Here is a 26,776-nt window from a genome sequence, read left to right on the forward strand (position 1 = left end):
CTACGCCTGAACCCGACGGCCCACGTGTGGAGGACGGCTCACGCCCGGACGGCGCACGCCCGGACGGCTCACGCCCGGGGGACGGCGCACTCCCCGTCGGGCTCGCAGGCCTCGCCGCCCTCCGCCTCGGGCGGGGTGACCTCGCGGCCGGCCCACGCCTGCTCCAGCGCCTGGGTGAACACCTCGGCGGGCTGCCCGCCGGAGATGCCGTAACGGCGGTCCAGGACGAAGAACGGTACGGCGTTCGCGCCCAGTTCGGCCGCCTCCCGCTCGTCGGCGCGCACGTCCTCGGCGTAGGCGTGGTCGTCGGCGAGGACCGTACGGGCCTGCGCCTCCTCCAGCCCGGCCTCGACGGCGAGCGCCACCAGCACCTCGGGGTCGAAGACGCTGCGCTCGTCGGCGAAGTTGGCGCGGTAGACCAGGTCGAGCAGTTCCTCCTGGCGGCCCCGGGCTGCGGCCAGGTGCAGCAGGCGGTGGATGTCGAAGGTGTTGCCGTTGTCGCGGCCCTCCACCCGGTATTCCAGTCCCTCGCCGCGCGCACTGGCGGCGCCGTGCTCCTCCATGCCGCGGGCCTCGTCGAGGGTCCGGCCGTACTTCTCGGCCAGCATCTCCACGACGGGCACGGTCACGCCCTTGGGACCGTTCGGGTCGAGCTCGAAGGACCGGAAGACGACCTCCACCTCGTCGCGGTGCGCGAATCCCGCCAGCCCCTTGGTAAAGCGGGCCTTTCCGACATAACACCACGGGCACGCGACATCGGCCCATATCTCTACGCGCATGATCCTTCTTCTCTCGGGAGCCTCCCGGTCGGCGGGACCGGACGGTTTCCCCTTCAACCATCTGCCGGAACGTCTCATTCCCCGGACGGGGCTCCCACGCTCAGCCACAGCGTGACGTGCGTGCCGGACCGGGGGACCCCGGGGTCCGGGCGCCAGCCGTGGGCGGCGTAGAAGGACTGCGCGCGCAGGTTGTGCCCGTAGACCTCCAGCCGGGCCCGGCGTATGCCCGCCCGGCGCCAGGCGTCCAGGCACGCGGCGTGCAGCGCCGCGCCGGTGCCGCGGCGCCAGTGGGCGGGGTCCACGTGCAACTGGGTGAGGACGCTTTCCCCCTCGTCGGTGCGGAACGCCGCGACGCCGGTGAGGACGCCGTCCTGTTCGGCGCAGAACATCCCGCCCTCGGAGGCGGTCCGGGCGAGGGCACGGCACCAGCCCTCGCGGGTGCGCGCGAGCTCGGCCTGACCCCCGTACTCCTCCTCGGGGATGTGGCCCTGGTAGTAGGTGGCCCGTGCCCGGGTGTGCAGGGCGGCGATGGCGTCGAGATCGTCGACGTGTGCGGTCCTGATCATGAAAAAGGAAACGCGCCGGGAACCGTGGCGGTTCCCGGCGCGGCTCCCCGCACGGCAGGGGGCTACTTCTTGAGCCACGCCGCCATCATCTTCTGGGCGATGGGGGCGGCCAGCCTGCCGCCGCCGATCTCGGAGCGGTCGGTGTCCGAGTTCTCGATCACGACGGCCACGGCGATCTGCTTGCCGTCGAGCTTCCCGTACGAGGTGAACCAGGCGAGCGGCGGCAGGCTGTTGTTCACGCCGCGCTGCGCGGTACCCGTCTTGCCGCCGACCTCGGCGCCCGCCACCTGCGCCGGCTTGCCGCCGCCTTGCGTGGCGACGGTGCGCATGGCGTCCTGGAGCATCGAGGCGGTCTTGGCGCTCATCACCTGGTCCGACTTGGGGTCCTTGAAGCTCTCCAGCACGTTGCCGCCGGAGTCGGTGACCTCCGAGACCACGTGCGGGGCGACGAGCTTGCCGCCGTTCTCGATCGCCGACGTCACCATGGCCATCTGGAGGGGCGTGGCCTGGACGTCGAACTGGCCGATACCGGCCTGTGCGACCTGGTCGACCGACATCTTCTGCGACGGGTACTTGCTGGCGGGCCGGGCGGTGACGGGGGTGGCGGTCTCCTTGTTGAAGCCCAGCTTCTCCGCCATCGCCCGCATCTTGTCCTGGCCGAGCTTGGAGGCCAGTTCGGCGAAGACGTTGTTGCAGGACAGCCGGAGCGCGGTGCGCACGGACACGTTGTTGCAGCCGTCGTTGCCGGCCTCGCTGGGCAGGGCGGTGCGGGTGCCCGGGATCGTGTACGCGCCGGGGATGCCGGTGGGCGCGTCGATGTCGGAGACCAGGCCGTTCTCGATGGCCGCCGCCATGGTGACGAGCTTGAAGGTGGAGCCGGGGGCCTGCGGCTTGCGCAGCGCCACGTTCTCCATCGCCTTGCCCTGGTCGGCGGAGAGCTCCTTCCAGGCCTGCTCGTCGGTGGCGCCCGTGATCCGGCCCGGGTCGAAGGACGGGTTGTTGACCATCGCGAGGATCTGGCCGGTCGCCGGGTCGATGGCCACGGCGGAGCCCTGCTTGCCCTGCAGCGCGTCGTAGGCCGCCTTCTGGACGCCCTTGTCGATGGTGGTCAGCACGTTGCCCCGGGAGGCGCGCTTGTTGGTGAGGATGTCCATCGGCGTCTTGAGCCGGCTGTCGGAGCCGTTGAGGACGTTCTTGTAGACGCCCTCCAGCATGCTCACGCCGTAGGCCTGGGAGCTGTAGCCGGTGATCGGCGCGTACAGCGGGCCGTCGACGTAGGTGCGCTTGTACTGGAAGTCCTTGCCGCCGGTCTTCACCGAGCCGGTGATCGCCTCGCCGCCCACGATGATGTTCCCCAGCGGGTTCTCGTACTGCCCGATGAGGTTGCGCCGGTTGTGCTTGTCGTCTGCGAGCGCCTGGCCTTGGTACGCCTGCACCCAGGTGACCCGTACCAAGAGGGCCGCCACCAGAAGCAGACAGAAGACCGACGCGCGCCTGATCGTCTTGTTCATCCCCCGGAAAGACGTACGAGCGGCCTCGGGCGTTCCGCTCTGCCCCGATTGTGGCCGGGTTCTCAGCCTTTCCTCATGATTCGCCGGCCGCGGGGGCGCGCCTCACATCCGGCGCGTCACCACCGACAGCCGGTCGCGGGCCTCGAACAGGGCCGCCTTGATGGTCTGCTCGTGCTGCGGGGTCAGCCGGGCGACCGGCACCGAGCAGCTGACCGCGTCGCGCGCCGGGGTCCGGTAGGGCACCGCCACGCCGAAGCAGCGCAGTCCGAGGGTGTTCTCCTCCCGGTCGACCGCGTACCCCTGCTCCCGCACCAGCGCCAGCTCGTCCACGAGCCGCTCCCGGTCGGTGAGGGTGTGCTCGGTGACCGCCTCCAGCCGCCGCGGCAGCAGTGCGCGCACCTCGTCGTCGGTGTGGGTGGCCAGCAGCGCCTTGCCGAGGGCCGTGGAGTGCACGGGGAGCCGGCGCCCGACCCGGGTGAAGGGCCGCAGGTAGTGCTGGGACTGCCGGGTCGCGAGGTAGACCACGCTCGTCCCGTCCATCCGGGCCAGGTGGATCGTCTCCGTCGTGTCGTCGGAGAGCCGGTCCAGGGTGGGCCGGGCCGCGGCGACGACCTCGTCGCCGTCGATGTAGGAGCTGCCGACGAGCAGGGCGCGCACGCCGATGCCGTACCGGGTGCCGGTGGCGTCGGTCTCGACCCAGCCCAGGTTCACCAGCGTGCGCAGCAGCATGTACAGGCTGGACTTGGGGAGCGAGAGGTCGTGCTGGATGTCGGCGAGACTGTGCAGCCCGGGCCTCGCCGCGAAGTGCTCGAGCAACATGACCGTGCGCACGGCCGACTTGACGGCCGCCGGAGCTCCCGGACCGACCGCTTGCGCCACTCCGTCCCCCGGCGCCCCGGGCCCACCTGTGGTCATCGGCGTTCGTGCCCCTCTTGTCTCGTTTCCCTTGTCAACCGGGAAGACGCGGAAATAGAGTCCACGCTGGATGTGATCATTCATCCATCGGAACGGTGTTCAGAATACTGAACGACACCGCTCGGGTCGGCGTAGATCCAGGAGGCAGTGCGCCATGGCAGCAACACCAGTCTGGAGTGTGGACCCCCGCACCGGGAAGCAGCTCGGCCGGGTTGCGGTGGAGGCCACACCCCGGGACGTGGACGAGGCCGTACGCGCCGCGCACGCCGCCCGTGGGGCACTGGCCGACCGCGCCGCCCGCACCGCGTTCCTGCGCGGGGCCGCCGAGCTGCTGGACGGGGCCGCGGACGAGGTCGCCGAAGCCGCCGACGCCGAGACCGCGCTCGGGTCCGGCCGCCTCACCGGGGAGCTGGCCCGCACCACCGGCCAGCTGCGGGCCTTCGCCGACGCCGTCGACGAGGGCTCCTACCTCGACATCCGCATCGACCGCGCCGATCCGTCGCTGAGCCCGCCGCGCCCCGAACTGCGCCGCTACAAGGTGCCGCTGGGCGTGGTCGCCGTCTACGCCGCCTCCAACTTCCCGCTCGCCTTCTCCGTCCCCGGCGGGGACACCGCCAGCGCCCTGGCCGCCGGCTGCCCCGTGGTCGTCAAGGCGCACCCGGACCACCCGGCGACCTCCGAGCTGTGCGCGGCGTTGCTGCGCCGGGCGGCGGTGCGGGCCGGGCTGCCGGCCGAGGTCGTCTCCGTCGTCCACGGGTTCGGGGCGGGGCTGGAGCTGATCCGCCACCCGCTCGTCACGGCGGCCGGGTTCACCGGTTCGATCCGGGGCGGGCGGGCCCTGTTCGACGCGGCCGCCGCCCGGCCCGTGCCGATCCCCTTCCACGGCGAACTGGGCTCCCTCAACCCCGTCGTGGTCACCCCGGCGGCGGCCGCCGAGCGGGCCGAGGAGATCGGTACGGGGCTCGCGGGCTCGCTCACGCTCGGGGTCGGCCAGTTCTGCGTCAAGCCGGGTCTCGCCCTCGTCCCGGAGGGTCCGGACGGCGACCGCCTCACCGCGGCGCTCGGCAAGGCGCTCGGCGAGACCGGTCCGGGGGTGCTGCTGGACCACCGGATGCGGGACGCCTTCGTCGCCGGGGTCCGGGAGCGGTCGGCCCTGCCCGGGGTCGAGGCGCCCGTCCCGCCGGGCCCGGACGGGGAACACCGCGTCGCGGCCGGGTACCTGACCGTGCCGGCCCGGACCCTCCTCGACGGCGGCCCGTCCTACGAGGTGCTCCTGGAGGAGTGCTTCGGCCCGGTGGGCGTCGTCGTCCGGTACGCCGGACCCGAGGCGGCCGAGGTGCTGGGGCGGCTCGGCGGCAACCTGAGCGCCACCCTCCAGCTCTCGGCGGCCGAGACCGGGGGCGCGGCCGGGCCGGCCGGCGAACTGATCGGACAGGTCACCGCGTTGGCCGGGCGGATCGTGGTGAACGGCTGGCCGACCGGGGTCGCGGTGGCGCCGGCCCAGCACCACGGGGGGCCGTACCCGGCGGCGACCTCGCACTCCACCTCGGTCGGCGCCACCGCCATCGAGAGGTGGCTGCGGCCGGTGGCGTACCAGTCGGTGCCGGACGCCCTGCTCCCGCCGGAGCTGCGCGAGGACGACCCGCTGGGACTTCCGCGCCGGGTCACGGGGGCCTGACGGCGGACAAATGCGTTGCCGCCCCGCCCCGGGGCCCGGCAGGCTGCCGCCCATGCCGAAGCCGCACGGGTTCACGTACGAGAGACAGGGCGACCGCGTCGTCGTCACGCACCGGGGCCGGGCCGCGGGCACCCTGCGGGGGGCCCGGGCCGAGAAGTTCCTCGCCGAGGTGGAGTCGGGCGACGCCCAGCTGGTCATGGCCCGCTGGACCGGCTCCTACAAGTTCGGCAACGAGCGCGCGGCCCGCGACCACCCGCGCAACCGGGGCTGAGAATCCTGCGAGGGTAAGGGAACGGCAAAGCGGTGCCGGTCGTTCTCCGGGCATGACCGCTATGACCCCTGGTTCCAACCTGCCGCTCCACACCGTCCGCGTGACGGTCGACGTGGCTGCCCCGGTGCGTCTCGACGTCTCGGGGCTCCTCCTCACGGCGGACGGCAAGGTGCGCTCCGACGCCGATTTCATCTTCTACAACCAGCCGTCCGGACCGGGCGTGGACTACCGGTCCGGCGGCGGCTCGGCGCCGGACTCGATCACCGTCGACACCGCCGCCCTGCCCCCGGGCATCGAGCGGATCGTGGTGACGGCGAGCCCGGACGCCGCCGGGCAGACCTTCCAGGGCATCGAACCCACCGCCACCGTGCGGGACGCGGCGAGCGGCGCTGTGATCGCCACGTTCACACCGCCGCAGCTCGGCGCGGAGACCGCCCTCGTGGTGGTGGAGGTGTACCAGCGCGGCGGCGTGTGGAAGGTGCGCGCCGTGGGCCAGGGGTACGCCAACGGCCTCGCCGGCATCGCCACGGACTTCGGGGTCTCGGTGGACGAGGAGCCCCCCGCGGCCGCCCCCGCCGCGACCGCCCCGCCGGTCGCCGCGGCCCCCGCCGTCGCCCCGCCGATGCCCGCGGCGGCGCCCGCGGCGCCCCTGACGCCGCCGGCGCCGGCAGCCGCACCCGCCGGTACCGGGAAGATCAACCTCGACAAGGGGCGGGTCAGCCTCCAGAAGAACCAGACCGTCTCCCTCGTCAAGGGGGGCCGCCCGCTGCTTTCCCAGGTGAAGATGGGCCTCGGCTGGGAGCCGGCGTTCGGCGGCCGGGCCATCGACCTCGACGCGTCCGTCATCGCCTACGGCCCGCAGCGCAACCACATCGACAGTTGCTACTTCGGCAAGCTCTCGATCCTCGGCGGAGCCGTCAAGCACTCGGGCGACAACCTGACCGGCGAGGGTGCCGGGGACGACGAGGTCATCGTCGTGGACCTCGGCCGGCTGCCCGCCGAGGCCACCGGCCTGGTCTTCACCGTCAACTCCTTCTCGGGCCAGAAGTTCACCGAGGTGGCGAAGGCCTACTGCCGCCTCATCGATGCGGCGAGTGACGAGGAGCTGGTCCGCTTCGACCTCACCGGCGCGGAGCCGCAGACGGGCGTCATGATGGCCAAGTTGATCAAGCAGTTCAGCGGCGAGTGGGAGATGACGGCCATGGGTGACTTTGTGAAGTCCCGCACAGTGCGGGGCATGGTCAAACCGGCCGCTGAGGCACTCTGAGCAGGTGGGCGGCCACATTGCGCAACCGGCGGCCGGGCCGGGTGAGGGATGCCACCCCTAAATGGGGGGTGACTGTCAGTGGCCGCCCGTAGCCTTGTACTCATGCAGAAGACACTTGAGCCCGCGGGTCCGGCCCGCCCGTCCGCCGCAGAGGCGAACGCGGCGATCCGGCACCTCGTCGAGACCCGGGTGGACGACGAGTGGCCCTCCGAGGCATACGAATTCCTGCTTGAGGAATGGGCCGCGGCCTCCGGCGCGGAGGCCGCCCCGGCCCTGTAGGGGCCGGTAGCCGGCCGGGCCGCAAGGGCCCGGCCGTCCGCCGGCGTCGCCGCCCGGCGTCCGGGGCGCGCCTGTCAGCGGGTGCGCCGCCAGGGCCCGGTGATCGCCAGCATGATCCCCGGCTCCTGGATGTTCGCGTACAGGGTGCGCCCGTCCGGTGAGAAGCAGACGCCGGTGAACTCCGAGTACTCGGGGCTTTCGGCCGTCCCCATGTTCATCTCGTTGCGGGCGAGCGGGTAGGTGCGGCCGGACTCCGTCGCACCGAGCAGGTGCTGGACGCCCTGGCCGTCCTCCGCGATGACCAGTCCGCCGTACGGGGACACCGTGATGTTGTCGGGCCCGTCGAAGGCGCCGTCCTTGGACGGGTCCGCGTTCACCCCGAGCAGGACCATCAGCCGGATCGTGCGCCGCTTCGGGTCGTAGAACCACACCTGGCCGTCGTGCGCGGCGCCCGGGCTCTCGGAGCGCGCGTAGGAGGAGACGAAGTACGCGCCCCCGTCGGCCCACCACATGCCCTCCAACTTGCGCGCCCGGGTCACGGCGTCCGCCCCGAACTGCTTGCGGACCGACGTCGTGCGCGCGTCCCGGTCCGGCACCTCCACCCAGTCGACCCCGTACACGGTGCCGGTCTGCGTCGCCCGCGAGAGGTCGTCCACGAACCGCCCGGTGCTGTCGAAGCACTTGGCCGCCGCGAGCACGCCGGCGTCGGGGGCGAGCGTACGGAGCTTGCCGCGCCCGTGGTGGAAGCCCTTCGGCGGGGTCCAGCGGTAGAGCAGCCCGTTGGGGCCGGAGGCGTCCTCGGTCAGGTAGGCGTGCCCCTGGCGGGGGTCGATGACGACCGCCTCGTGGGCGTACCGGCCGAACGCCTTGACCGGCTCGGGGTCGCGGTTGGCGCGGCGGTCGTGCGGGTCGACCTCGAAGACGTAGCCGTGGTCCTTGGTCATCCCGTTCTTGCCGGCCAGGTCCTCGGTCTCCTCGCAGGTCAGCCAGGTGTCCCAGGGGGTGGCACCGCCCGCGCAGTTGGTGGACGTACCGGCGATGCCGACCCATTCGGCGACCTCGCCGCCGCGGCGGACCTCGACGACCGTGCAGCCGCCGGAGGCCGCCGGGTCGTAGACGAGGCCCTCGGTCAGGGGGACCGGGTGGGCCCAGCCCGAGCGGGGGCCCTTCAGCTCGTGGTTGTTGACGAGGAGGGTGACCCCGCGGTGGCCCTCGAAGGCGGCCGTGCCGTCGTGGTTGGAGGGGGTGATCTCGCCGGAGTCGAGCTTCGTCACGCCGCTGTGGGTGATGACGCGGTAGGCGAACCCGGCCGGAAGGGCCAGGATCCCGGCCGGGTCGGAGACGAGCGGGCCGTAGCCGGGTTCGTGCGGGCGGCCGTGCTCGTCCTGCCGGGCGGTGTCGTCGGCCGCCAGCGCCCCGGGGGCGGTGGCGAGGGCGCCGACGGTCCCGGTGAGTGCGACTCCCGCGCCGGCGATGACGGTGCGGGCGGTGAAGTCTCTACGGCTGAGGGACATCGTGGCTCCAGGGGTGGGCGGTGGTGCGCCTGTCGTACGGTCGTCGGCGCACACGCTCCCGCCCGCACGTGAACGGCGGCTGAACTACCCCCGAAAACCGACTGACCCTTGGCCACAGCCCGGAATGGCGAACTCCGGCCGGTGATCGGCGTGTTGTAGGCCCCTCGGCGGCGGGGCGGGGCCCCGCCTGGAACGCCGGAGCGGGGGCGACCCGGGCGCCGGGTCGCCCCCGGCCCGTCAGAACGGGGCCCGTCAGAACCGGGGCCGTCAGGACCGGGGCCCGTCGCCCGCGCGGCGCGTCACCGGCGGCGGGGGCGGGAGCGGGCCTTGAACGCCGCCTTCTTGGCTTCCTTGGCCGCCTTCTTGTCGGGGTGCAGCCGGCCCATCGCCTCCAGGACCTCCGCCGTCGCCGGGTGCTCCACCCGCCAGACCTCGTCGAAGAACCCCGCGTGGTGGCCCGTCAGGCTCTGCATCAGCAGCGGCAGTTCCTCCGCCTCACCGTCCGCCGCCAGCTGCGCCGCGATCGTGTCGACCGTCAGCCAGAACACCATCGCCCCGTCCGGTGCCGGTACGTCCTTCGCCCCGCGCTCGGCCAGCCACACCCGCGCGAGCCCGCCCAGGCGCGGATCGTCCAGCACCGCCCGGACCGCGGGTTCCGCCTCGGGTCCGGCCGGGGCGAGGGCCTGCTGGCAGCGCAGCCGGCGCAGCGGGGCCCCTTCGTCGTCGCCCCGGGCCGCCTCCAGCAGTTCGGCCACCGCCGTCGCCGGCTCGCGCCCGGCCAGCCACTGCTCGATCTCCGCCTGCGCCGCGTGCTCCGGGTAGTGGGAGACGGCCGCCAGCAGCGCGTCCGCACCCTTGTCGGCCAGTTCACCGATGGCGGGCGCCTCCACCCCCGCTTCGCGCATGCGGGCGCGGACGCCGTACAGGCCGAGGGCGGTCAGCCGTACCATCCCGTAGCGCGCGATGTCCTCCTCGTCCGCCCCGGCCGGGTCCGGGAGCATCTCCTCGTCGCCCGCCTCGGCCATCAGCTCCTCGTCCACGGGCCGGAACTCGACCAGTCCGATGGGCTCCAGCTGCCGGAACTGGTCGTCCAGGCGCATCATCGCGTCGGAGACCTGTTCCAGTACGGCGTCGGTGGGGTCGCCCATGTCGTCCGGGACGACCATCGAAGCGGCGAGGACGGGCAGCGGCACCGGGCCTTCCCCGGCGCCGCCCTCGGAGGCGGTGAGCAGGTAGAGGTTGGCGAGGACCCCGTCGAGGAAGTCCGCCTCGCGCGCCGGGTTCCAGTCGAGGCGGTCGAAGTCGATGTCCCCGCCGTCGTCCAGGGCGTCGACGAGGTCGTCCAGGTCGGGGACGGCCGCGTCCGCGAGGACGGTGTCCAGGGCGGCCAGCCACAGGTCGAGTACGTCGCCGGGCGCGCCCCCGGTGATCAGCGCGAGGTCCTCGCCGGGCTCGGCGGTCCCGTGACCGGTCACGGGACCGGTCCCGTCCGCGTCCTCTTCGGGTTCGGTCACGTCCACCAGGCCGGTGTCCACGGCGACCCGCCAGGCCTGGCTCGCGTGCACCGGGCCGTCCGGGTCGCCCGGGTCGAGTCCGAGTGCGGCCGCGGCCTGCGGCAGCTGGTCGGCGGCCAGTTCGCCGCCGACCTCGACGCGCGTGTCGGGGCCGGCCCAGCGCGCGAGGCGTACGGCCCGGGCGAACAGGGGTGCGACGAGGGCGTCGCGGGCCAGTTCCGCATCGGAGTGCAGCCGTACCGGCGGCAGCGTGGGGTGCGGCTCTGCGGACATGGGGCGGTTCTCCTCGTGGACGCGGTGGGACCGTCGGCCGGACGGCGACGCCCAGCGTAGACGCATATCGGGCACGGCCAGGGGGCCAACGCCTTTGGTTCATCCCACAGTCAGGTGCCGTCTTCCCTGGAGACCTTGACAACTTCACGCCTCACGCAGGAAATTGACGCGCGTAGATGTAGCGAAGACCTGAGCACCACCCCTCCACACGATTCCGGGAGCCCCCGGATTCCCCGGGTTCCCCCTCCTCCACACACCGGAGTTCCTGCCCATGCGCTCCACGCACCCCCGTTCCGCCGCCATCGCGGCCCTCGTCGCCACGGCCCTGGCCACCGGCCTGCTCGCGGGTTCCGCCGACGCGGCCGAGGGCGCCGCGTCCGCCGATCCGGTACGCATCCACGACATCCAGGGCACCACCCGGATATCCCCGCTCGCCGGCAAGCAGGTCACCGGCGTCGAGGGCATCGTCACCGGCGTGCGCACGTACGGCTCGCGCGGCTTCTGGATGCAGGACCCGGACGCCGACGACAACGCCGCCACCAGCGAGGGCGTCTTCGTCTTCACGAGCTCGGTGCCGACCGTCGCGGTCGGCGACGCCGTCAAGGTCAACGGCACGGTCGGCGAGTACGTCCCGGGCGGGGTCTCCTCCGGCAACCAGTCGGTCACCCAGATCTCCAAGCCGGCCGTCACCGTGGTGTCCTCCGGCAACGCGCTGCCCGAGGCCGTCGCGATCAACGAGTACAGCGTCCCCGCCGAGTACGCCCCGGCGGGTGACGCGGCCGCCGGCGGCAGCATCAACGGCCTGGCGCTGGACCCCTCGCGGTACGCCCTGGACTACTACGAGTCCCTTGAGGGCATGAACGTCGCCATCGGCACCTCGCGCGTCGTCGGCGCCACCGACCCCTACGCAGAGCTGTGGGTGACGGTGAAGGGCTGGGAGAACACCGCCAAGCGCGGCGGCACGCTCTACGGCTCCTACGAGTCCCAGAACACCGGCCGGCTCCAGATCCAGCAGCTGGCGCCCCTCGCCCAGCAGCCCTTCCCGGTGGCGAACGTCGGCGACAAGCTGACCGGCACCACCGAAGGCCCGCTCGACTTCAACCAGTTCGGCGGCTACACGCTGGTCGCGCGCACCCTCGGGCAGGTGCGGCCGGGCACGCTGGCCCCCGAGAAGACCAAGGCGCAGGCGCCGGGCGAGCTGGCGGTGGCGACGTACAACGTCGAGAACCTCGACCCGTCCGACCCGCAGACGAAGTTCGACAACCTGGCGAAGGCGGTCGTCGAGAACCTCGCCTCCCCCGACATCGTGGCGCTGGAGGAGATCCAGGACGACAACGGCGCCAAGAACGACGGCACCGTCTCTGCGGAGCAGACGCTGACCAAGTTCACCGCCGCCATCACGGCGGCGGGCGGCCCGGCCTACCAGTGGCGGACCATCAACCCGGAGAACAACAAGGACGGCGGCGAGCCCGGCGGCAACATCCGCCAGGTGTTCCTCTTCAACCCGGCCCGCGTCTCCTTCACCGACCGCGCGGCGGGCGACTCCACGACCGCGACCGGCGTGATGTCGGAGAAGGGCCACGCCGCCCTGACCCACTCCCCCGGCCGGATCGACCCGGCGAACCCGGCGTGGGCCGACAGCCGCAAGCCGCTGGCGGGCGAGTTCGTCTTCCGCGGCAGGACGGTCTTCGTGATCGCCAACCACTTCGCCTCGAAGGGCGGCGACGAGGGTCTGACCTCGGTGCACCAGCCGCCGGTGCGGTCCTCGGAGACCAAGCGGCTGCTCCAGGCGCAGGCGGTGAACGGCTTCGTCAAGGAGATCCTGGCGACGGAGAAGAACGCCGAGGTCCTCGCGGTCGGCGACATCAACGACTTCGAGTTCTCGGGTACGGCAAAGGCGCTGGAGGACGGCGGCGTGCTGTACTCGGCGATCAAGTCGCTGCCGAAGGCGGAACGTTACTCCTACGTCTACCAGGGCAACGCCCAGGTGCTGGACCAGATCCTGACGAGCCCGGCGGTCAAGAACTTCTGGTACGACAGCGTGCACATCAACGCCGAGTTCTCCGCCCAGAACAGCGACCACGACCCGCAGGTGCTGCGCTTCCGCCCGTAACCGCGGACCGCGGGCGGCCGGGTGTGCTCTCCCGCCCGGGCCGCCCGCCCCGCACGGGGGCCGGATCGCGACGTGCCGGGCCCGTCCGCCCGTTCTCCCGGCCGGCGGACCGGGCGGGCGGGCGGCGAGATGGGGACTTTCACCCCTGGCGTGACGCTCGCCACATCCGTACCCGTTCGGGGCGGGTTGTGGTGTTGAGTGTCCCCACGCCTGACGCAAGGGTGACCACCGCCAGGCCGCTCCACCCGCGCCGGGCAGACGCCCGGCCCACGCCCGATCCCGTCCGCCCGCACCCCCGGAGGACCGCGTGCTCCCCTCCCTCTCCCTCGCCCGGGAAATCGGCCTGGCCGTACTCCTGGTGGCCGCGCTGGTCTGGGTCATGGGCCTCGGCCGCATGCTGTGGGACGGCCGGTTCCACCCGCCGGAGCCGGGCGTGCGCGAGGGCCTCGCGGCCATCCCGGGCCAGCGCGGCCCGGCCGGCCACCCGCTGGAGACGGTCGAGCTGACCGAGGAGGAGGAACGGGCCTTCGCGGGCCTGGTCCGCACCATCGCCCTCCACTGACCACCCGGTCACGCGCGAACGCCCTCCCACCCCGCTCGGGGGTGTGGGAGGGCGTTCGCGCGTACCGGCCGGAACCGGACCGGTTGTGCCGATCAGTGGTGCCGGATCAGTTGTGGCTGTGCAGGACCTCGTTCAGGCCGCCCCAGACCGCGTTGTTCGGGCGGGCCTCGACGGCGCCGGTGACCGAGTTGCGGCGGAAGAGGATGTTGCTGGCGCCCGAGAGCTCCAGCGCCTTGACGATCTGGCCGTCCGGGAGGGTGACGCGGGTGCCCGCGGTCACGTAGAGGCCGGCCTCGACGATGCACTCGTCGCCCAGCGCGATGCCGACGCCCGCCTCCGCGCCGACCAGGCAGCGCTCGCCGATCGAGATGATCTGCTTGCCGCCGCCGGAGAGGGTGCCCATGGTGGAGGCGCCGCCGCCGATGTCGGAGCCGTCGCCGATCACGACGCCCGCCGAGATGCGGCCTTCGACCATGGAGGTGCCGAGCGTGCCGGCGTTGAAGTTGACGAAGCCCTCGTGCATGACGGTGGTGCCCTCGGCGAGGTGCGCGCCGAGGCGGACCCGGTCGGCGTCGGCGATGCGCACGCCCTTGGGGGCGACGTAGTCCGTCATCCGCGGGAACTTGTCGATCGAGGTGACCTGGAGGTGCAGGCCTTCGGCGCGGGCGTTCAGCCGGACGGTCTCCACCTGGTCGACGGCGACCGGGCCCAGGGAGGTCCACGCGACGTTGGCGAGCAGGCCGAAGAGGCCGTCCAGGTTCTGGCCGTGCGGCTTGACCAGGCGGTGGCTGAGCAGGTGCAGGCGCAGGTACGCGTCGTGCGCGTCCAGCGGCTTGTCGTCGAGCGAGGCGATCACGGTGCGGACGGCTACGACCTCGACGCCGCGGCGCGCGTCCGGCCCGATGGCCTTGGCCGCGGCCTCGCCCAGGAGCTCCACGGCCCGCTCGGCGGTGAGGCGCTCGGTGCCGGCCGGGCCGGGCTCGGCGACCAGCTCGGGGGCGGGGAACCAGGTGTCGAGGACGGTGCCGTCGGCGGCGAAGGTGGCAAGTCCGGCGGCGACGGCGCCGGTGGTACGCGTAGCAGTCATATCCGAAACCTAACCGGCCAGGGCCTGCGGTTGCGAACCGGTCTCATGTGCCGGGCGCGCTGTGTCGCCCCCGGCGCCGCGGCCGTCGCCCCGGCCCGCGCCCTCCCGTCGCACCTGCCGCGCCGACGCCCGGAACACCGCGGCTCCGGCGCCCGCCGCCAGCGCCGCGCACAGGGGCCAGAGCAGGCCGGGCGCGGCGGAGTACAGCGCTCCGCCCAACGGTGCGCCGAGGACGACCCCGCTGACCGAGACCCCGGCGTACAGGCTCTGGAAGCGCCCGGCCGCGTGCTCGGGCGCCTGGTCGGCGACGTAGGCGGTGGCGGTGGTCTTGTAGAGGATCTCCCCGAGGCTCACCAGCACCATCATGGTGACGGCACTCGCCGCGCCCGCCCCGGCCATCAGCGCGGCGTACCCGGCGCCGACCAACAGCAGCCCGGCGGCGATGACGGGCAGCGGCGGCCGGTTGCGCAGGGCGAGCGCGGCGGGCAGTTCCAGCAACAGGACGACTCCCCCGTTGAGGGCGATGACCAGCCCGAACGCGCTGACGTCGAGGCCGTGGTCGGCGAGGAAGACCGGGAAGGTGCCGTACTGCTGGCGGTAGACGAGGTCGGTGACGAAGATCGCCACGAGCAGGACGAGCACGGCCGGCCTCGCCCGCAACTCGCCCCTGATGCCGCGGCCCCCACCCCCGTGCGGGGCCGCGGCAGCCCGGGAGGAGGCGCCGCGGGCCGGGACGACGCGGGCGGTCCAGACGGCGAAGAGGAGGGTGCCGATCCCGTCGGCGACGAAGAGCCAGTCGTAGGAGAAGGCGCTCGCGACGAGGGCCCCCAGCGGCGGCCCGACGGTGAAGCCCCCGTTGGAGACGCAGCGCACCACGGCGAAGGCCTGCCGGCGGGCCCCCTCGGGCACGGTGACGGCGACCAGCGCGGAGTTGGCGGCGCGGATCACGCCTGAGGCGTACTGGGCCACGGGCAGGGCGGCGTACAGCAGCGGTGTGGACAGCAGCGGGAAGGCCATGAGGGTGAGGCCGCCGAGACATGCCGCGGCCAAGAGGACCCGGCGGTGGCCGAAGCGGTCGCCGTACCAGCCTCCGGTGAAGTTCCCGGCGACCATGCCGACGCCTGCGATGCCGACGACGATCCCCGCCTGGGCCGCGCCCAGACCGCGCGGGCCGGACAGGTACAGGAAGACGAAGACGAACGTGAAGCTGACGACGGCGTTGACGAACACCCCCGCGGCCAGCAGCCAGACCGTTCTCGGCACGTCTTTGATCCCCTGCGGCACAGCCACCCCCGAGTCAGTTCCTTTTGGGAACGGACTATGTCAGCATGGCAGCCTCGGGTCAACGGACAAAGGAGTTCCCATGGCCCAGCGCACCGCCCTCGGCGACGCGGACTGCTCCATCGCCCAGGCCCTCGACGTCGTCGGGGACTGGTGGACGCTGCTGATCGTGCGCGACGCCGCGCGCGGCGTGCACCGCTTCGAGGAGTTCCAACGCGAGCTGGGCATGTCCCGCAAGGTGCTCGCCGAGCGGCTGAAACTGCTCGTGGAAGCCGGGGTGCTGGTGCGCGTGCCGTACCAGGAACGCCCGGTACGGCACGAGTACCGGCTGACCCCGCGGGGGCGGGGCCTGCTGCCGGTACTGGTCGCCCTCCAGGACTGGGGCGACACCTGGATCCTCGGAGAGGGAGAGATGACGGCGACGACCGACGAAGCCTCGCGCGAGGCGGTACGGGTGCACGCGCTGCGCGGCACGCGACTGCCGGACCTGCTGCTGCCGGACCGCTTCGGGGAGCTGCGCGACCCGGTGGCCGACACGCCGTTCACCGTCCTGTACTGCTTCCCGGGCGCGTACGCCCGCGCGGAGTCCTACCCTCCGGGCTGGGCGGGGATCCCGGGGGCGAAGGGCTGCACGCTGGAGTCGTGCACGTACCGCGACCAGCTGGCGGAGTTCACCGCGGCGGGGGCGACGGTCCACGGGGTGTCCACCCAGCGCCCCGACGAGCAGCGGGAGTTCGCGGAGGCGGAGCGGCTGCGGTTCCCGCTGCTCTCAGACGCCGGGCTGGAGCTGGTGGCGGCCCTTCGGCTGCCGACCTTCCGGGCGGCGGGGGTGAGCCGGATGAAGCGGCTGACCCTGGTGGTGGACCGGGAGCGCACGGTACGCGAGGTGTTCTACCCGATCCGGGACATCGAGGCGAGCGTCCGGGCGGCCCTCGCCGCGGTGCGCTCAACAGGTCCCGGGCCGGCCTGAGTCCCGGCCGGCCCGGCCCGTCGTACGCAGCACGAGGCTAGTTCAGCGTGAACCAGGCCGTGCGCGCCTTCTTCCACTCCGGGTGCGTCAGGTCCTTGGCCTCGACCCCGTCGCCGTACAGGTCCGCCGACCCGCTGTCCGTGATCAGCTGCACCCGTGCGCCCGGGAGCGACAGGTCCGGCACCTCCACGATGGCCTCCCAGCCGCCGGGGTCGGTCGTCGGCAGGTCGGCGCGCTTGACCGGGGCGTGGCCGGCGACCCCGTCCCACTGGTAGAGGGCGTACGGGTCGGAGTTGTCGTCGGCGGCCCAGGAGCCGGCCAGGATCAGGTACTGGTCCGCCGCGTTCTTGCGGATGTCCCGGACGGCGAGCCCACCCAGGTCGAGCTCGACGCCGCTGCCGAAGACCGCCTTGGCGCCGCTGGAGAGCACCTCGTCGAAGTTGGTCACCGGCACGAGCAGCGCCTTGCCGCCCGGCACGGCGGGCGCCAGCGGGGCCCGGAACCCCAGGTAGGCGGTGGTCGTGGAGCCGGGCGCGAACTCCAGCCCCTCGGCGTTGAAACCGTCGATCTGCTTGGGCGCCTCGCCGGCCGCGGTGCCGGCGGCGAAGCCGTACCGGTTCCCGTTCGCCTCGTCCCAGGCCACCAGGTCGTCGCGGAGCTTCTTGTACGAGCGTCCGTACGCCAGTTGCGTGCCGGAGCCCGAGCCGCTGACGGTGGTGGTGAAGACCGTGTTCCGGGGCGCCTTGTACTCGCCGTCCTTGTTGTTGCCGAGCGAGCCGGTCCAGTAGACGGTGTTGCCGATCCGGGTCGCCCCCTCGATGTCCACCTCCTTGGTGACACCGAGCTGGGAGCTGAAGTCCCAGGTCCGCACCGGCGCGGCGGAGCGGGCGCGGTCGTACAGGCGCAGCACGTTGTTCTCGTCGTCGGCGACGACGGTGTACCCGCCGCCGACGTCCACGGCGGCCGAGGAGTCCGAGGCGCCGCTGAGGTAGCGGGCGTCGGCGGGATCCTGCACCGCGGCGGAGGCCGCGTAGGACAGGGTCTTGGTGGCGGTCTTGCCGCCGAGTCCGGTCACCTTGACGGTCAGGTCGGTGTAGCCGCGGCCCCGCGCGGTGACGGCGAGCTGCCGCACCGCGCCGGCCCCGGTGACCGTGACGTCACCGGGGCCGGCGACGGAGGCCCTGCTGGACGCGGAGGCGCTGACGGTCAGCGCGGACACGTCGGCGCCGCTCTGCCCAACGGTCACGGAGACGGTCTGGTCACCGACCCCGCCGACGGCGCCGGACAGGTAGGACGAGGAAAGGGTGAGGGTCGGCGTACCGTACGTCACCGCGTGCGCGGGCAGGGCCGCCCCGGCGACGACCAGCGCCGCGATCGCGGCGGTGCCCAGCTGCTTCTTCATCCGAAGGGTCCTCTCGTGTGCGTCCGCCACCTCGTGACGTCCGTCGCGAAGGTTCGGCCACCGCGGCCAACTCCCGGTGCACGCGGGCCGACCACGGGAAGAACACGGACCGCCCGCACGGACGCGGAGGGCCCCCGGCACGATGGTGCCGGGGGCCCTCCCGCGTACGCGGAACGCAGACGGGACTCAGACGTTGAAGCCGAGCGCGCGCAGCTGCTCACGACCGTCGTCAGTGATCTTGTCGGGGCCCCACGGCGGCATCCAGACCCAGTTGATCCGGAGCTCGTTGACGATGCCGTCCGTCGCCGACTTCGCCTGGTCCTCGATGACGTCCGTCAGCGGGCAGGCCGCCGACGTCAGCGTCATGTCGAGGGTGGCGATGTTGGCGTCGTCGATGTGGATGCCGTAGATCAGGCCCAGGTTGACGACGTCGATGCCCAGCTCGGGGTCGACCACGTCGTAGAGGGCCTCACGGACCTCTTCCTCGGTGGCCGGCTTGATCGACGCCTCGGGCGTCGCGTTCTCGGTCATGCCGTCTTCCTCTCGGCGTCGCCCAGGGCCTGGGCGGTCGCGTCCTTCCACGCCATCCAACTCAGCAGAGCACACTTCACCCGCGCCGGATACTTGGAGACGCCGACGAACGCGACCGCGTCCTCCAGCACCTCCTCCATGGCCTCGTCGGGCTCGATCTTGCCCTTGGACTGCATCATCTCCAGGAACATTTCCTGGATCTTCCGCGCGTCGGCCAGCTCCTTGCCGACGAGCAGCTCGTTCAGTACGGACGCGCTGGCCTGGCTGATCGAACAGCCCTGGCCCTCGTACGAGACGTCGGTGAGCGTCTCGCCGTCGTACTTCACACGCAGCGTGATCTCATCGCCACAGGTGGGATTGACGTGGTGCACCTCGGCGTCGCCGTCGCGCAGGCCACGCCCGTGCGGGTGCTTGTAGTGGTCCAGGATCAGTTCCTGGTACATCGAATCCAGCTTCACAGCGTCCTCGTCCGCCTCATCGTCGTCCGCCTCTTCGTCGTCCGACTTTTCGTCACCCGAAGAAGTTCCGTACGTGCTCCAGCCCGTCGATCAGCGCGTCGACGTCGGCGGGAGTGGAGTACAGGTAGAAAGACGCTCGCGTCGTCGCGGGAATTCCGTAGCGCAGGCAGACCGGGCGCGCGCAGTGGTGCCCCACGCGGACGGCGATGCCCTGCTCGTCCAGCACCTGCCCGACATCGTGCGGGTGGATGTCCCCGAGGACGAAGGAAATCGCGGCGCCGCGGTCCTCGGCCGTGGTGGGGCCGATGATCCGCAGGTCGGGCACCTCGGCGAGGCGCTTGACCGCGTACTCGGTGAGCGCGTGCTCATGAGCGGCGATCTTGTCCATGCCGATCGCGGTCAGGTAGTCCACGGCCGCGCCGAGGCCGACGGCCTGGGCGATCGGGGGCGTACCCGCCTCGAACTTGTGCGGCGCGGGAGCGTACGTCGAGGCGTGCATCGACACCGTCTCGATCATCTCGCCGCCGCCGAGGAACGGGGGCAGGTCCTCCAGGAGCTCCTGGCGGCCCCACAGGACGCCGATGCCGGTCGGGCCGCACATCTTGTGGCCGGTGAAGGCCACGAAGTCGGCGCCGAGCGCCTGCACGTCCAGCGGCATGTGCGGGGCGGCCTGCGAGGCGTCGATCAGCACGAGCGCGCCGACTTCCTGCGCGCGCCGGACGATCTGGTCGACCGGGTTGACCGTGCCCATGATGTTGGAGACCAGCGTGAAGGAGACGATCTTCGTCTTCTCCGTGATGACCTCTTCCATGTTCGAGAGGTCGAGCCGGCCGTCGTCGGTCAGGCCGAACCACTTGAGCTTCGCGCCGGTGCGCTGCGAGAGCAGCTGCCACGGCACGATGTTGGAGTGGTGCTCCATCTCGGTGATGGCGATCTCGGTGTCGCTGTCGACCCGGTAGGGCTCGTCGGCCCAGCCGAGCATGTTCGCGACCAGGTTGAGCGACTCGGAGGCGTTCTTGGTGAAGATCACCTCGTCGCGGCTCGGTGCGTTGATGAAGGCGGCGACCTTGTCGCGGGCGCCCTCGTACAGCGCCGTGGCCTCCTCTGCGAGCACGTGCACGCCACGGTGGACGTTGGCGTTGTGCCGCTCGTAGTACTCGTTCAACGCGTCGAGGACCTGGCGGGGCTTCTGTGAGGTCGCCGCGTTGTCCAGGTAGACGATCTTCTTCCCGTCGTGGACCACACGATCCAGCAGGGGGAAGTCCTTGCGGATCGCCTCGTCAAGCAGATGAGTGCCGGTGAGGAGGCCAGGCAGCTGTGTCACGCGGTCGCGCCACCCTTCACGTACTTGTCGTAGCCCTCGGCCTCCAGCTGGTCGGCGAGCTCGGCGCCACCGGACTCGGCGATGCGGCCGTTCGCGAACACGTGCACGAAGTCGGGCTTGATGTAGCGCAGGATGCGCGTGTAGTGGGTGATCAGCAGGGTGCCGACCTCGCCGGTCTCGCGGACCCGGTTGACGCCCTCGGAGACGATGCGCAGGGCGTCGACGTCGAGGCCGGAGTCGGTCTCGTCGAGGATGGCGATCTTCGGCTTGAGGAGCTCCAGCTGGAGGATCTCGTGGCGCTTCTTCTCACCGCCGGAGAAGCCCTCGTTGACGTTGCGCTCGGCGAAGGCGGGGTCCATCTGGAGCTGCTCCATGGCGGACTTGACCTCCTTCACCCAGGTGCGCAGCTTCGGCGCCTCGCCGCGGATCGCGGTGGCGGAGGTGCGCAGGAAGTTGGAGACCGAGACGCCGGGGACCTCGACCGGGTACTGCATGGCGAGGAAGACGCCGGCGCGGGCGCGCTCGTCGACGGACATCTCCAGGACGTCTTCGCCGTCGAGGGTCACGGTGCCACCGGTGATGGTGTACTTCGGGTGACCGGCCAGCGAGTACGCCAGCGTGGACTTGCCGGAGCCGTTGGGACCCATGATGGCGTGCGTCTCACCCTGCTTGACGGTGAGGTCGACGCCCTTGAGGATCTCGCGGGCGCCGTTTTCGGCCTCGACGGAGACGCGCAGGTCGTGGATTTCAAGCGTTGCCATGGATACCTCAGGACTCCTGGGTGAGGGAGACGAGCACGTCGTCCCCTTCGATCTTTACGGGGTATACGGGGACGGGGCGCGTCGCGGGCAGGCCGGACGGCTTTCCGGTGCGCAGGTCGAAGGACGAGCCGTGCAGCCAGCACTCGATCATGCAGTCCTCGACCTCGCCCTCCGAGAGCGAGACGTTCGCGTGCGAGCAGATGTCGTTGATCGCGAACACCTCCCCTTCGGCGCGGACGAGGGACACCGGCGTGCCGTCGAGCTCCACCCTCTTCGGGGTGTTGTCCTCCAGCTCGCTCAGGGCGCAGGCCTTGACGTAGGTCATCAGACGGAACCCTGGAGCTCGGCTTCGATCTTGGTGAGCAGGCGCTCCTCGATGTCGGGGACACCGATCTGCTGGACGAGCTCGGCGAAGAAGCCGCGCACGACCAGGCGCCGGGCCTCGTCGGCCGGGATGCCCCGGGCCTGGAGGTAGAAGAGCTGTTCGTCGTCGAACCGGCCGGTCGCGGAGGCGTGGCCGGCGCCGACGATCTCGCCGGTCTCGATCTCCAGGTTCGGCACCGAGTCGACCCGGGCGCCGTCCGTGAGGACGAGGTTGCGGTTCATCTCGTACGTGTCGGTGCCCTCGGCGCTCTTCTGGATGAGCACGTCACCGATCCAGACGGCGTGGGCGTCCTCGCCCTGGAGCGCGCCCTTGTAGACCACGTTCGACTTGCAGTGCGGGGCGTCGTGCGTGACCAGGAGGCGGTGCTCCTGGTGCTGGCCGGCGTCCGTGAAGTACAGGCCGAACAGCTCGGCCTCACCGCCGGGGCCGGCGTAGCTGACCCGCGGGTGCAGGCGTACGACGTCGCCGCCGAAGGTGACGACGATCGACTTGTAGCTCGCGTCCCGGCCGACCAGCGTGTTGTGCTGCGAGCAGTGGACGGCGGTGTCGTCCCAGTCCTGCACGGACACGACGGTGAGCTTCGCGCCGTCGCCGACGAGGAACTCGACGTTGGCGGCGCGTACGCCGTCACCGGTGTGGTCGATGACGATGACGGCCTCGGCGAAGGCCTGCACGTCGAAGACGGTGTGGCCGAAGGTGGTGCCACCCTCGCCGTGCAGCGAGACGCGCACCGGCTCGTCCAGGACGGCTTCCTTGGGCACGGTGACGACCGTGGCCTTGGTGAAGGACGAGAACGCCTGGGCGGCGACGCGGTCCACGGGGGCGCCCGCCTTGCCGATGCGGGCGTCATCGCGCTCGACCGACTCGATCGTGACGACGTCGGGGGCGTCGATCTGGGCCTTCATCGTGCCTTCTGCGACCGCGGTGCCGTCGTGCAGACCACGCAGGCGCGCCAGCGGGGTGAAGCGCCACTCCTCCTCGCGGCCGTGGGGGACGGGGAAGTCCGCCACGTCGAAGGACGGGGGTGCACTCATCCGGGTGGCGACGGTGGACTCTGCGGCCACCGCGATCGCGCCGGCGGTGGTCGAGCCCGCCGGGATGTTCTGAGCCTCAGCCATGGCTGTCGTGTTGCTCACTCTCTTTTGAAGCGCTGCCTACGTCGAAGATTGTGCTGGGATGGCCGGACGGCCGGTCGGGACTAACCGACCGAGCCCTCCATCTGCAGCTCGATCAGCCGGTTCAGCTCCAGCGCGTACTCCATGGGCAGCTCACGCGCGATGGGCTCGACGAAGCCGCGCACGATCATGGCCATGGCCTCGAACTCCGTCAGACCGCGGCTCATCAGGTAGAAGAGCTGGTCATCGGAGACCTTGGAGACCGTGGCCTCGTGGCCCATGGAGACGTCGTCCTCGCGCACGTCCACGTACGGGTACGTGTCCGAGCGGGAGATCGTGTCGACCAGCAGCGCGTCGCACAGCACGTTGGACTTCGAGCCGTGCGCGCCCTCGCCGATCTCGACCAGGCCGCGGTACGAGGTGCGGCCGCCGCCCCGTGCCACCGACTTGGAGACGATGTTGGAGGAGGTGTGCGGCGCCATGTGGACCATCTTGGAGCCGGCGTCCTGGTGCTGGCCCTCGCCCGCGAAGGCGATGGACAGGGTCTCGCCCTTGGCGTGCTCGCCCATCAGGTAGACGGCCGGGTACTTCATGGTGACCTTGGAGCCGATGTTGCCGTCGATCCACTCCATGGTCGCGCCCTCGTACGCCACGGCGCGCTTGGTGACCAGGTTGTAGACGTTGTTCGACCAGTTCTGGATGGTCGTGTAGCGGCAGCGGCCGCCCTTCTTGACGATGATCTCGACCACGGCGCTGTGCAGCGAGTCCGAGGAGTAGATCGGGGCGGTGCAGCCCTCGACGTAGTGGACGTACGCGTCCTCGTCGACGATGATCAGCGTCCGCTCGAACTGGCCCATGTTCTCCGTGTTGATGCGGAAGTAGGCCTGGAGCGGGATGTCGACCTTGACGCCCTTGGGGACGTAGATGAACGAGCCGCCCGACCACACGGCGGTGTTCAGCGAGGCGAACTTGTTGTCGCCGACCGGGATGACCGTGCCGAAGTACTCCTGGAAGAGCTCCGGGTGCTCCTTGAGCGCGGTGTCCGTGTCGAGGAAGATGACGCCCTGCTCCTCCAGGTCCTCGCGGATCTGGTGGTAGACGACCTCGGACTCGTACTGGGCCGCGACACCGGCGACGAGGCGCTGCTTCTCCGCCTCGGGGATGCCGAGCTTGTCGTAGGTGTTCTTGATGTCCTGCGGCAGGTCCTCCCAGGAAGCGGCCTGCTTCTCGGTGGAGCGCACGAAGTACTTGATGTTGTCGAAGTCGATGCCGGAGAGGTCGGAGCCCCAGTTCGGCATGGGCTTCTTGGCGAACAGCTTGAGGCCCTTGAGGCGGAGGTTCAGCATCCACTCCGGCTCGGACTTCTTGGCGGAGATGTCGCGGACGACCTCTTCGGACAGACCCCGCTTGGCAGCGGCACCGGCCGCGTCGGAGTCGGCCCAGCCGTATTCGTAGGTGCCCAGGCCATCGAGCTCAGGGTGAGCAGTCTCCGTGGTCATGCGGGGTTCCTCCCGGCCGTGCTTGCAGATACTGATGTGTCGGTCTGTGCGGCGCCTGTGGGGCCGGCGCTTCCGCTTCGCGGAATGAACGTCGTGCACACCCCGTCGCCGTGGGCGATCGTGGCGAGTCGCTGCACGTGTGTCCCCAGCAGGCGGGAGAAGACCTCGGTCTCCGCCTCGCAGAGCTGCGGGAACTGCTCGGCTACGTGAGCCACCGGGCAGTGGTGCTGGCAGAGCTGTTCACCGCTGTGCGGACCGGGAGCGCTCTTCGCCGTAGCAGCGTACCCGTCCGCGGTCAACGCCTTGGCCAGGGCCTCCGTGCGCTCCGCAGGAGCGGCCGCCTCGAGGGATTCCCGGTAGGCCTCCGCCTGTGCGGCCATGCGCGCCCTCGCGAAGGCGGCGACGGCCGCCTCTCCCTGCTCGCCCCCGCCGGCGGCCTGCGCGATCCAGCGCATGGCGTCCACGGCGAGCGAGTCGTAGGACTGGTCGAAGGCGTCGCGGCCGCAGTCGGTGAGCGCGAAGACCTTGGCGGGCCGGCCCCGGGTGCGGGCTCCGTAGACGCGCTGCTCGCGGGGTGCGACCACGTCGTCGGCGACGAGTGCGTCGAGGTGACGGCGTACGGCGGCCTGGGTGAGGCCGAGGCGCTGCGCCAGGTCGGCGACGGTGGACGGACCGTGGTCCAGGATGGAGCGCGCGACCCGGTCGCGGGTTGACCGCTCCCCGGTTGCGAGCTCCCCCTGAGGGGTCTCGATCATCCGTGCGCCGTATTTCACAACGCCATTGTTGCGTAATTACTCCGAGCCGTACAAGCGGTGACGGACGCCACTCCTGGTGTCCTCCGTCACTAAGGGTTACCTAATTTTGTCTAAAGATCACTCAAAGCCGCACGTGAGGGCGAGTTCCGGCCCCCTCCACCCCACGGCCCGGACGGCCGTCCGGCCCTCCGTAGACTCACCCGCATGAGTAACGACCCCGCCGTGGAGATCCGCGGACTGGTGAAGCGGTACGGGCCGAAAACCGCGGTGGACGGCCTCGACCTCACCGTCCGCAGGGCCTCGGTCACCGCCGTCCTCGGCCCCAACGGCGCGGGCAAGACCACCACCGTGGAGACCTGCGAGGGCTACCTCCGCCCCGACGCCGGCACGGTACGCGTCCTCGGTCTCGACCCGCTCGCCCAGGGCCCGGCCCTGCGCCCGCGGATCGGCGTGATGCTCCAGTCCGGCGGCGTCTACTCCGGCGCCCGCGCCGTGGAGATGCTGCGCCACATGGCCGGCCTCTACGCCGACCCCCTCGACGTGCCCGCCCTGGTGGAACGCCTCGGACTCGGCAGCTGCGGACGCACCCCCTACCGCCGGCTCTCCGGCGGCCAGCAGCAGCGCCTGGCCCTGGCCATGGCCGTCGTGGGCCGCCCCGAGCTGGTCTTCCTGGACGAGCCGACCGCCGGCCTCGACCCCCAGGCCCGCCGCGCGACCTGGGACCTCGTACGCGAACTGCGCGCCGACGGCGTCAGCGTCGTCCTCACCACGCACCACATGGACGAGGCCGAACAGCTCGCCGACGAGGTCGCCATCGTGGACGCCGGCAAGGTGATCGCCCACGGCAGCCCCGAGCTGCTGTGCCGCGGCGGCGCCGAGAACACCCTGCGCTTCACCGGCCGCCCCTCCCTGGACCTGGCCTCGCTGCTCAAGGCCCTGCCCGACGGCACCCGGGCCGCCGAGCTCACCGCGGGCGTCTACCGGGTCACCGGTGACGTCGGCCCGCAGCTGCTGGCGACCGTCGCGTCCTGGTGCGCGCAGAACGGGGTGATGCCCGACAGCCTCACGGTCGAGCGGCACACCCTCGAAGACGTCTTCTTGGAACTCACGGGCAAGGAGCTGCGCGCATGAGCGCCGGTACGTTCACCCCCCGGCCCGCGGCCGCGCCCCTGATGCGGATGATCCGGGCGCAGACCGCGCTGGAGACGCGGATGCTGCTGCGCAACGGCGAACAGCTGCTGCTGACCGTGATCATCCCGGCGCTGCTGCTGGTGCTGTTCTCGTCCGTGGACATCCTCGACACCGGCGCCGGCAAGTCCGTCGACTTCCTCGCGCCCGGCGTCCTCGCGCTCGCCGTGATGTCCACCGCCTTCACCGGCCAGGCCATCGCCACCGGATTCGACCGGCGCTACGGGGTGCTCAAGCGGCTCGGCGCCTCTCCGCTGCCGCGCCGGGCCCTGATGGCCGCCAAGACCCTGTCGGTGCTGGTCACCGAGGTGCTCCAGGTCGCCCTGCTCACGGTGATCGCCCTGGCGCTGGGCTGGTCGCCGCACGGGAACCCGCTCGCGGTCGCCGTACTGCTCCTGCTGGGCACCGCCGCCTTCTCGGGGCTCGGGCTGCTGATGGCGGGCACGCTCAAGGCCGAGGTGACCCTGGCCGCCGCGAACCTGGTCTTCCTGCTGCTGCTGGTCGGCGGCGGGGTGATCGTGCCGCTGGAGAAGTTCCCGGACGCGGTGCGCTCCGTACTGGAACTGCTGCCCATATCGGCGCTGTCGGACGGGCTGCGCGAGGTGCTCCGCAACGGGGCGGCGCTGCCCTGGGGCGACACGGCCGTCCTGGCCTGCTGGTCGGTCCTGGGGCTCGGCGCCGCGGCCCGGTTCTTCCGCTGGGAGTGAATCCCTTCCCCCGTTCGTTGTCCGGGCACGAGGATGGGCACCGCCACACATCGGCGACGCACACCAGGACA

At 71.6% G+C, this 26,776-nt stretch carries 26 protein-coding genes; 9 read left to right on the plus strand and 17 right to left on the minus strand.

The features are described from left to right. Positions 1–68 precede the first annotated feature (68 nt). From OHA81_RS08410 to OHA81_RS08425, 4 genes are all read right to left on the minus strand, one after another. Positions 69–779: a DsbA family oxidoreductase gene (locus tag OHA81_RS08410; RefSeq protein WP_329194226.1), complete on the minus strand. Its 711-nt coding sequence runs from the start codon at positions 777–779 to the stop codon at positions 69–71. A 74-nt stretch (positions 780–853) separates the two neighbouring features. Continuing rightward, positions 854–1,345: a GNAT family N-acetyltransferase gene (locus tag OHA81_RS08415; RefSeq protein ID WP_329194228.1), complete on the minus strand. Its 492-nt coding sequence runs from the start codon at positions 1,343–1,345 to the stop codon at positions 854–856. A gap of 62 nt (positions 1,346–1,407) precedes the next feature. Continuing rightward, complete coding sequence (locus tag OHA81_RS08420) at positions 1,408–2,856, minus strand: peptidoglycan D,D-transpeptidase FtsI family protein (protein ID WP_329194230.1); 1,449 nt, start codon at positions 2,854–2,856, stop codon at positions 1,408–1,410. A gap of 102 nt (positions 2,857–2,958) precedes the next feature. Beyond that, positions 2,959–3,771, minus strand: coding sequence for an IclR family transcriptional regulator (locus OHA81_RS08425; protein WP_329194232.1), 813 nt, complete (start codon positions 3,769–3,771; stop codon positions 2,959–2,961). A gap of 154 nt (positions 3,772–3,925) precedes the next feature. Here OHA81_RS08425 and OHA81_RS08430 point away from each other — a divergent pair, with 154 nt between their 5' ends. The 4 genes from OHA81_RS08430 to OHA81_RS08445 all read left to right on the plus strand — a co-directional run bounded on the left by OHA81_RS08430 (position 3,926) and on the right by OHA81_RS08445 (position 7,266). Next, the gene (locus OHA81_RS08430) at positions 3,926–5,449 is read left to right on the plus strand and encodes an aldehyde dehydrogenase (NADP(+)) (RefSeq protein WP_329194235.1); all 1,524 of its coding nucleotides are present in this window, start codon (positions 3,926–3,928) and stop codon (positions 5,447–5,449) included. 52 nt (positions 5,450–5,501) lie between these two features. Continuing rightward, positions 5,502–5,720: a hypothetical protein gene (locus OHA81_RS08435; RefSeq protein WP_329194237.1), complete on the plus strand. Its 219-nt coding sequence runs from the start codon at positions 5,502–5,504 to the stop codon at positions 5,718–5,720. A 52-nt stretch (positions 5,721–5,772) separates the two neighbouring features. Then, positions 5,773–6,987, plus strand: coding sequence for a TerD family protein (locus tag OHA81_RS08440; protein WP_329194239.1), 1,215 nt, complete (start codon positions 5,773–5,775; stop codon positions 6,985–6,987). A 102-nt stretch (positions 6,988–7,089) separates the two neighbouring features. Further along, on the plus strand, positions 7,090–7,266 hold the full coding sequence (locus OHA81_RS08445) for a hypothetical protein (RefSeq protein ID WP_329194241.1): 177 nt from the start codon (positions 7,090–7,092) through the stop codon (positions 7,264–7,266). A 74-nt stretch (positions 7,267–7,340) separates the two neighbouring features. On the opposite strand, the gene OHA81_RS08450 is transcribed toward OHA81_RS08445, so the two are convergent. Both OHA81_RS08450 and OHA81_RS08455 read right to left on the minus strand, forming a co-directional pair. After that, positions 7,341–8,780: an alkaline phosphatase PhoX gene (locus OHA81_RS08450; protein WP_329194243.1), complete on the minus strand. Its 1,440-nt coding sequence runs from the start codon at positions 8,778–8,780 to the stop codon at positions 7,341–7,343. Between the two features lie 299 nt (positions 8,781–9,079). Then, positions 9,080–10,567 (minus strand): hypothetical protein, encoded by a 1,488-nt coding sequence (locus tag OHA81_RS08455; RefSeq protein WP_329194244.1) that lies wholly within the window; start codon positions 10,565–10,567, stop codon positions 9,080–9,082. Positions 10,568–10,838: 271 nt separating this feature from the next. Here OHA81_RS08455 and OHA81_RS08460 point away from each other — a divergent pair, with 271 nt between their 5' ends. Together OHA81_RS08460 and OHA81_RS08465 are read left to right on the plus strand one after the other, a co-directional pair. After that, positions 10,839–12,680 carry an endonuclease/exonuclease/phosphatase family protein gene (locus OHA81_RS08460; protein ID WP_329194246.1) on the plus strand — a complete coding sequence of 614 codons (1,842 nt, stop codon included), beginning with the start codon at positions 10,839–10,841 and terminating at the stop codon, positions 12,678–12,680. A 307-nt stretch (positions 12,681–12,987) separates the two neighbouring features. Beyond that, the gene (locus OHA81_RS08465; protein ID WP_329194248.1) at positions 12,988–13,242 is read left to right on the plus strand and encodes a hypothetical protein; all 255 of its coding nucleotides are present in this window, start codon (positions 12,988–12,990) and stop codon (positions 13,240–13,242) included. Between the two features lie 106 nt (positions 13,243–13,348). Here the strand turns inward: OHA81_RS08465 and dapD are convergent, their stop codons facing one another. Continuing rightward, entirely contained in the window at positions 13,349–14,329 is a 981-nt protein-coding gene (dapD, locus tag OHA81_RS08470) for a 2,3,4,5-tetrahydropyridine-2,6-dicarboxylate N-succinyltransferase (protein WP_329194250.1), read from the minus strand. A 9-nt stretch (positions 14,330–14,338) separates the two neighbouring features. Continuing rightward, positions 14,339–15,601, minus strand: a complete 1,263-nt coding sequence (locus OHA81_RS08475) for an MFS transporter (RefSeq protein ID WP_329202098.1) — start codon at positions 15,599–15,601, stop codon at positions 14,339–14,341. A gap of 91 nt (positions 15,602–15,692) precedes the next feature. Here OHA81_RS08475 and OHA81_RS08480 point away from each other — a divergent pair, with 91 nt between their 5' ends. Then, positions 15,693–16,580 carry a winged helix-turn-helix transcriptional regulator gene (locus OHA81_RS08480; protein WP_329194252.1) on the plus strand — a complete coding sequence of 296 codons (888 nt, stop codon included), beginning with the start codon at positions 15,693–15,695 and terminating at the stop codon, positions 16,578–16,580. A 37-nt stretch (positions 16,581–16,617) separates the two neighbouring features. Here the strand turns inward: OHA81_RS08480 and OHA81_RS08485 are convergent, their stop codons facing one another. The 9 genes from OHA81_RS08485 to OHA81_RS08525 form a co-directional block, all read right to left on the minus strand. Beyond that, on the minus strand, positions 16,618–17,982 hold the full coding sequence (locus OHA81_RS08485) for a hypothetical protein (RefSeq protein WP_329194254.1): 1,365 nt from the start codon (positions 17,980–17,982) through the stop codon (positions 16,618–16,620). Positions 17,983–18,168: 186 nt separating this feature from the next. After that, positions 18,169–18,513 (minus strand): metal-sulfur cluster assembly factor, encoded by a 345-nt coding sequence (locus OHA81_RS08490; RefSeq protein ID WP_030388904.1) that lies wholly within the window; start codon positions 18,511–18,513, stop codon positions 18,169–18,171. After that, positions 18,510–18,971: a Fe-S cluster assembly sulfur transfer protein SufU gene (gene sufU / locus OHA81_RS08495; RefSeq protein ID WP_329194256.1), complete on the minus strand. Its 462-nt coding sequence runs from the start codon at positions 18,969–18,971 to the stop codon at positions 18,510–18,512. The genes OHA81_RS08490 and sufU overlap by 4 nt, the downstream gene beginning before the upstream one ends. A 52-nt stretch (positions 18,972–19,023) precedes the next feature. Beyond that, positions 19,024–20,295, minus strand: a complete 1,272-nt coding sequence (locus OHA81_RS08500; protein ID WP_329194258.1) for a cysteine desulfurase — start codon at positions 20,293–20,295, stop codon at positions 19,024–19,026. Next, entirely contained in the window at positions 20,292–21,056 is a 765-nt protein-coding gene (gene sufC / locus OHA81_RS08505; protein WP_329194259.1) for a Fe-S cluster assembly ATPase SufC, read from the minus strand. Before sufC ends, OHA81_RS08500 begins: the two co-directional genes overlap by 4 nt. A 7-nt stretch (positions 21,057–21,063) precedes the next feature. After that, complete coding sequence (locus OHA81_RS08510) at positions 21,064–21,381, minus strand: bifunctional 3-phenylpropionate/cinnamic acid dioxygenase ferredoxin subunit (protein WP_329194261.1); 318 nt, start codon at positions 21,379–21,381, stop codon at positions 21,064–21,066. Next, positions 21,381–22,559, minus strand: a complete 1,179-nt coding sequence (sufD, locus tag OHA81_RS08515; RefSeq protein WP_329194263.1) for a Fe-S cluster assembly protein SufD — start codon at positions 22,557–22,559, stop codon at positions 21,381–21,383. Before sufD ends, OHA81_RS08510 begins: the two co-directional genes overlap by 1 nt. An 80-nt stretch (positions 22,560–22,639) precedes the next feature. Next, the gene (gene sufB, locus OHA81_RS08520; RefSeq protein WP_329194265.1) at positions 22,640–24,055 is read right to left on the minus strand and encodes a Fe-S cluster assembly protein SufB; all 1,416 of its coding nucleotides are present in this window, start codon (positions 24,053–24,055) and stop codon (positions 22,640–22,642) included. Beyond that, on the minus strand, positions 24,052–24,810 hold the full coding sequence (locus OHA81_RS08525) for a helix-turn-helix transcriptional regulator (protein WP_329194266.1): 759 nt from the start codon (positions 24,808–24,810) through the stop codon (positions 24,052–24,054). The genes sufB and OHA81_RS08525 overlap by 4 nt, the downstream gene beginning before the upstream one ends. Positions 24,811–25,014: 204 nt before the next feature. Between OHA81_RS08525 and OHA81_RS08530 the strand changes: the two genes are divergently transcribed. Beyond that, positions 25,015–25,941: an ABC transporter ATP-binding protein gene (locus OHA81_RS08530; RefSeq protein WP_329194267.1), complete on the plus strand. Its 927-nt coding sequence runs from the start codon at positions 25,015–25,017 to the stop codon at positions 25,939–25,941. Beyond that, positions 25,938–26,705 carry an ABC transporter permease gene (locus OHA81_RS08535; RefSeq protein WP_329194269.1) on the plus strand — a complete coding sequence of 256 codons (768 nt, stop codon included), beginning with the start codon at positions 25,938–25,940 and terminating at the stop codon, positions 26,703–26,705. The genes OHA81_RS08530 and OHA81_RS08535 overlap by 4 nt, the downstream gene beginning before the upstream one ends. The last annotated feature ends 71 nt before the right edge of the window (positions 26,706–26,776 follow it).

This window comes from Streptomyces sp. NBC_00667 (assembly GCF_036226825.1).
Taxonomy (GTDB): Bacteria; Actinomycetota; Actinomycetes; order Streptomycetales; family Streptomycetaceae; genus Streptomyces.

Coding starts and splice junctions, on each gene's coding strand:
- OHA81_RS08415 (WP_329194228.1), bottom strand. CDS start 1,345: ATGATCAGGACCGCACACGTCGACGATCTCGACGCCATCGCCGCCCTG.
- OHA81_RS08480 (WP_329194252.1), top strand. CDS start 15,693: ATGGCCCAGCGCACCGCCCTCGGCGACGCGGACTGCTCCATCGCCCAG.
- OHA81_RS08510 (WP_329194261.1), bottom strand. CDS start 21,381: ATGACCTACGTCAAGGCCTGCGCCCTGAGCGAGCTGGAGGACAACACC.
- OHA81_RS08435 (WP_329194237.1), top strand. CDS start 5,502: ATGCCGAAGCCGCACGGGTTCACGTACGAGAGACAGGGCGACCGCGTC.
- dapD (WP_329194250.1), bottom strand. CDS start 14,329: ATGACTGCTACGCGTACCACCGGCGCCGTCGCCGCCGGACTTGCCACC.
- OHA81_RS08430 (WP_329194235.1), top strand. CDS start 3,926: ATGGCAGCAACACCAGTCTGGAGTGTGGACCCCCGCACCGGGAAGCAG.
- OHA81_RS08460 (WP_329194246.1), top strand. CDS start 10,839: ATGCGCTCCACGCACCCCCGTTCCGCCGCCATCGCGGCCCTCGTCGCC.
- OHA81_RS08530 (WP_329194267.1), top strand. CDS start 25,015: ATGAGTAACGACCCCGCCGTGGAGATCCGCGGACTGGTGAAGCGGTAC.
- OHA81_RS08440 (WP_329194239.1), top strand. CDS start 5,773: ATGACCGCTATGACCCCTGGTTCCAACCTGCCGCTCCACACCGTCCGC.
- OHA81_RS08535 (WP_329194269.1), top strand. CDS start 25,938: ATGAGCGCCGGTACGTTCACCCCCCGGCCCGCGGCCGCGCCCCTGATG.
- OHA81_RS08455 (WP_329194244.1), bottom strand. CDS start 10,567: ATGTCCGCAGAGCCGCACCCCACGCTGCCGCCGGTACGGCTGCACTCC.
- OHA81_RS08490 (WP_030388904.1), bottom strand. CDS start 18,513: ATGACCGAGAACGCGACGCCCGAGGCGTCGATCAAGCCGGCCACCGAG.
- OHA81_RS08450 (WP_329194243.1), bottom strand. CDS start 8,780: ATGTCCCTCAGCCGTAGAGACTTCACCGCCCGCACCGTCATCGCCGGC.
- OHA81_RS08420 (WP_329194230.1), bottom strand. CDS start 2,856: ATGAACAAGACGATCAGGCGCGCGTCGGTCTTCTGTCTGCTTCTGGTG.
- OHA81_RS08485 (WP_329194254.1), bottom strand. CDS start 17,982: ATGAAGAAGCAGCTGGGCACCGCCGCGATCGCGGCGCTGGTCGTCGCC.
- sufB (WP_329194265.1), bottom strand. CDS start 24,055: ATGACCACGGAGACTGCTCACCCTGAGCTCGATGGCCTGGGCACCTAC.
- sufC (WP_329194259.1), bottom strand. CDS start 21,056: ATGGCAACGCTTGAAATCCACGACCTGCGCGTCTCCGTCGAGGCCGAA.
- OHA81_RS08525 (WP_329194266.1), bottom strand. CDS start 24,810: ATGATCGAGACCCCTCAGGGGGAGCTCGCAACCGGGGAGCGGTCAACC.
- OHA81_RS08425 (WP_329194232.1), bottom strand. CDS start 3,771: ATGACCACAGGTGGGCCCGGGGCGCCGGGGGACGGAGTGGCGCAAGCG.
- OHA81_RS08410 (WP_329194226.1), bottom strand. CDS start 779: ATGCGCGTAGAGATATGGGCCGATGTCGCGTGCCCGTGGTGTTATGTC.
- sufD (WP_329194263.1), bottom strand. CDS start 22,559: ATGGCTGAGGCTCAGAACATCCCGGCGGGCTCGACCACCGCCGGCGCG.
- OHA81_RS08445 (WP_329194241.1), top strand. CDS start 7,090: ATGCAGAAGACACTTGAGCCCGCGGGTCCGGCCCGCCCGTCCGCCGCA.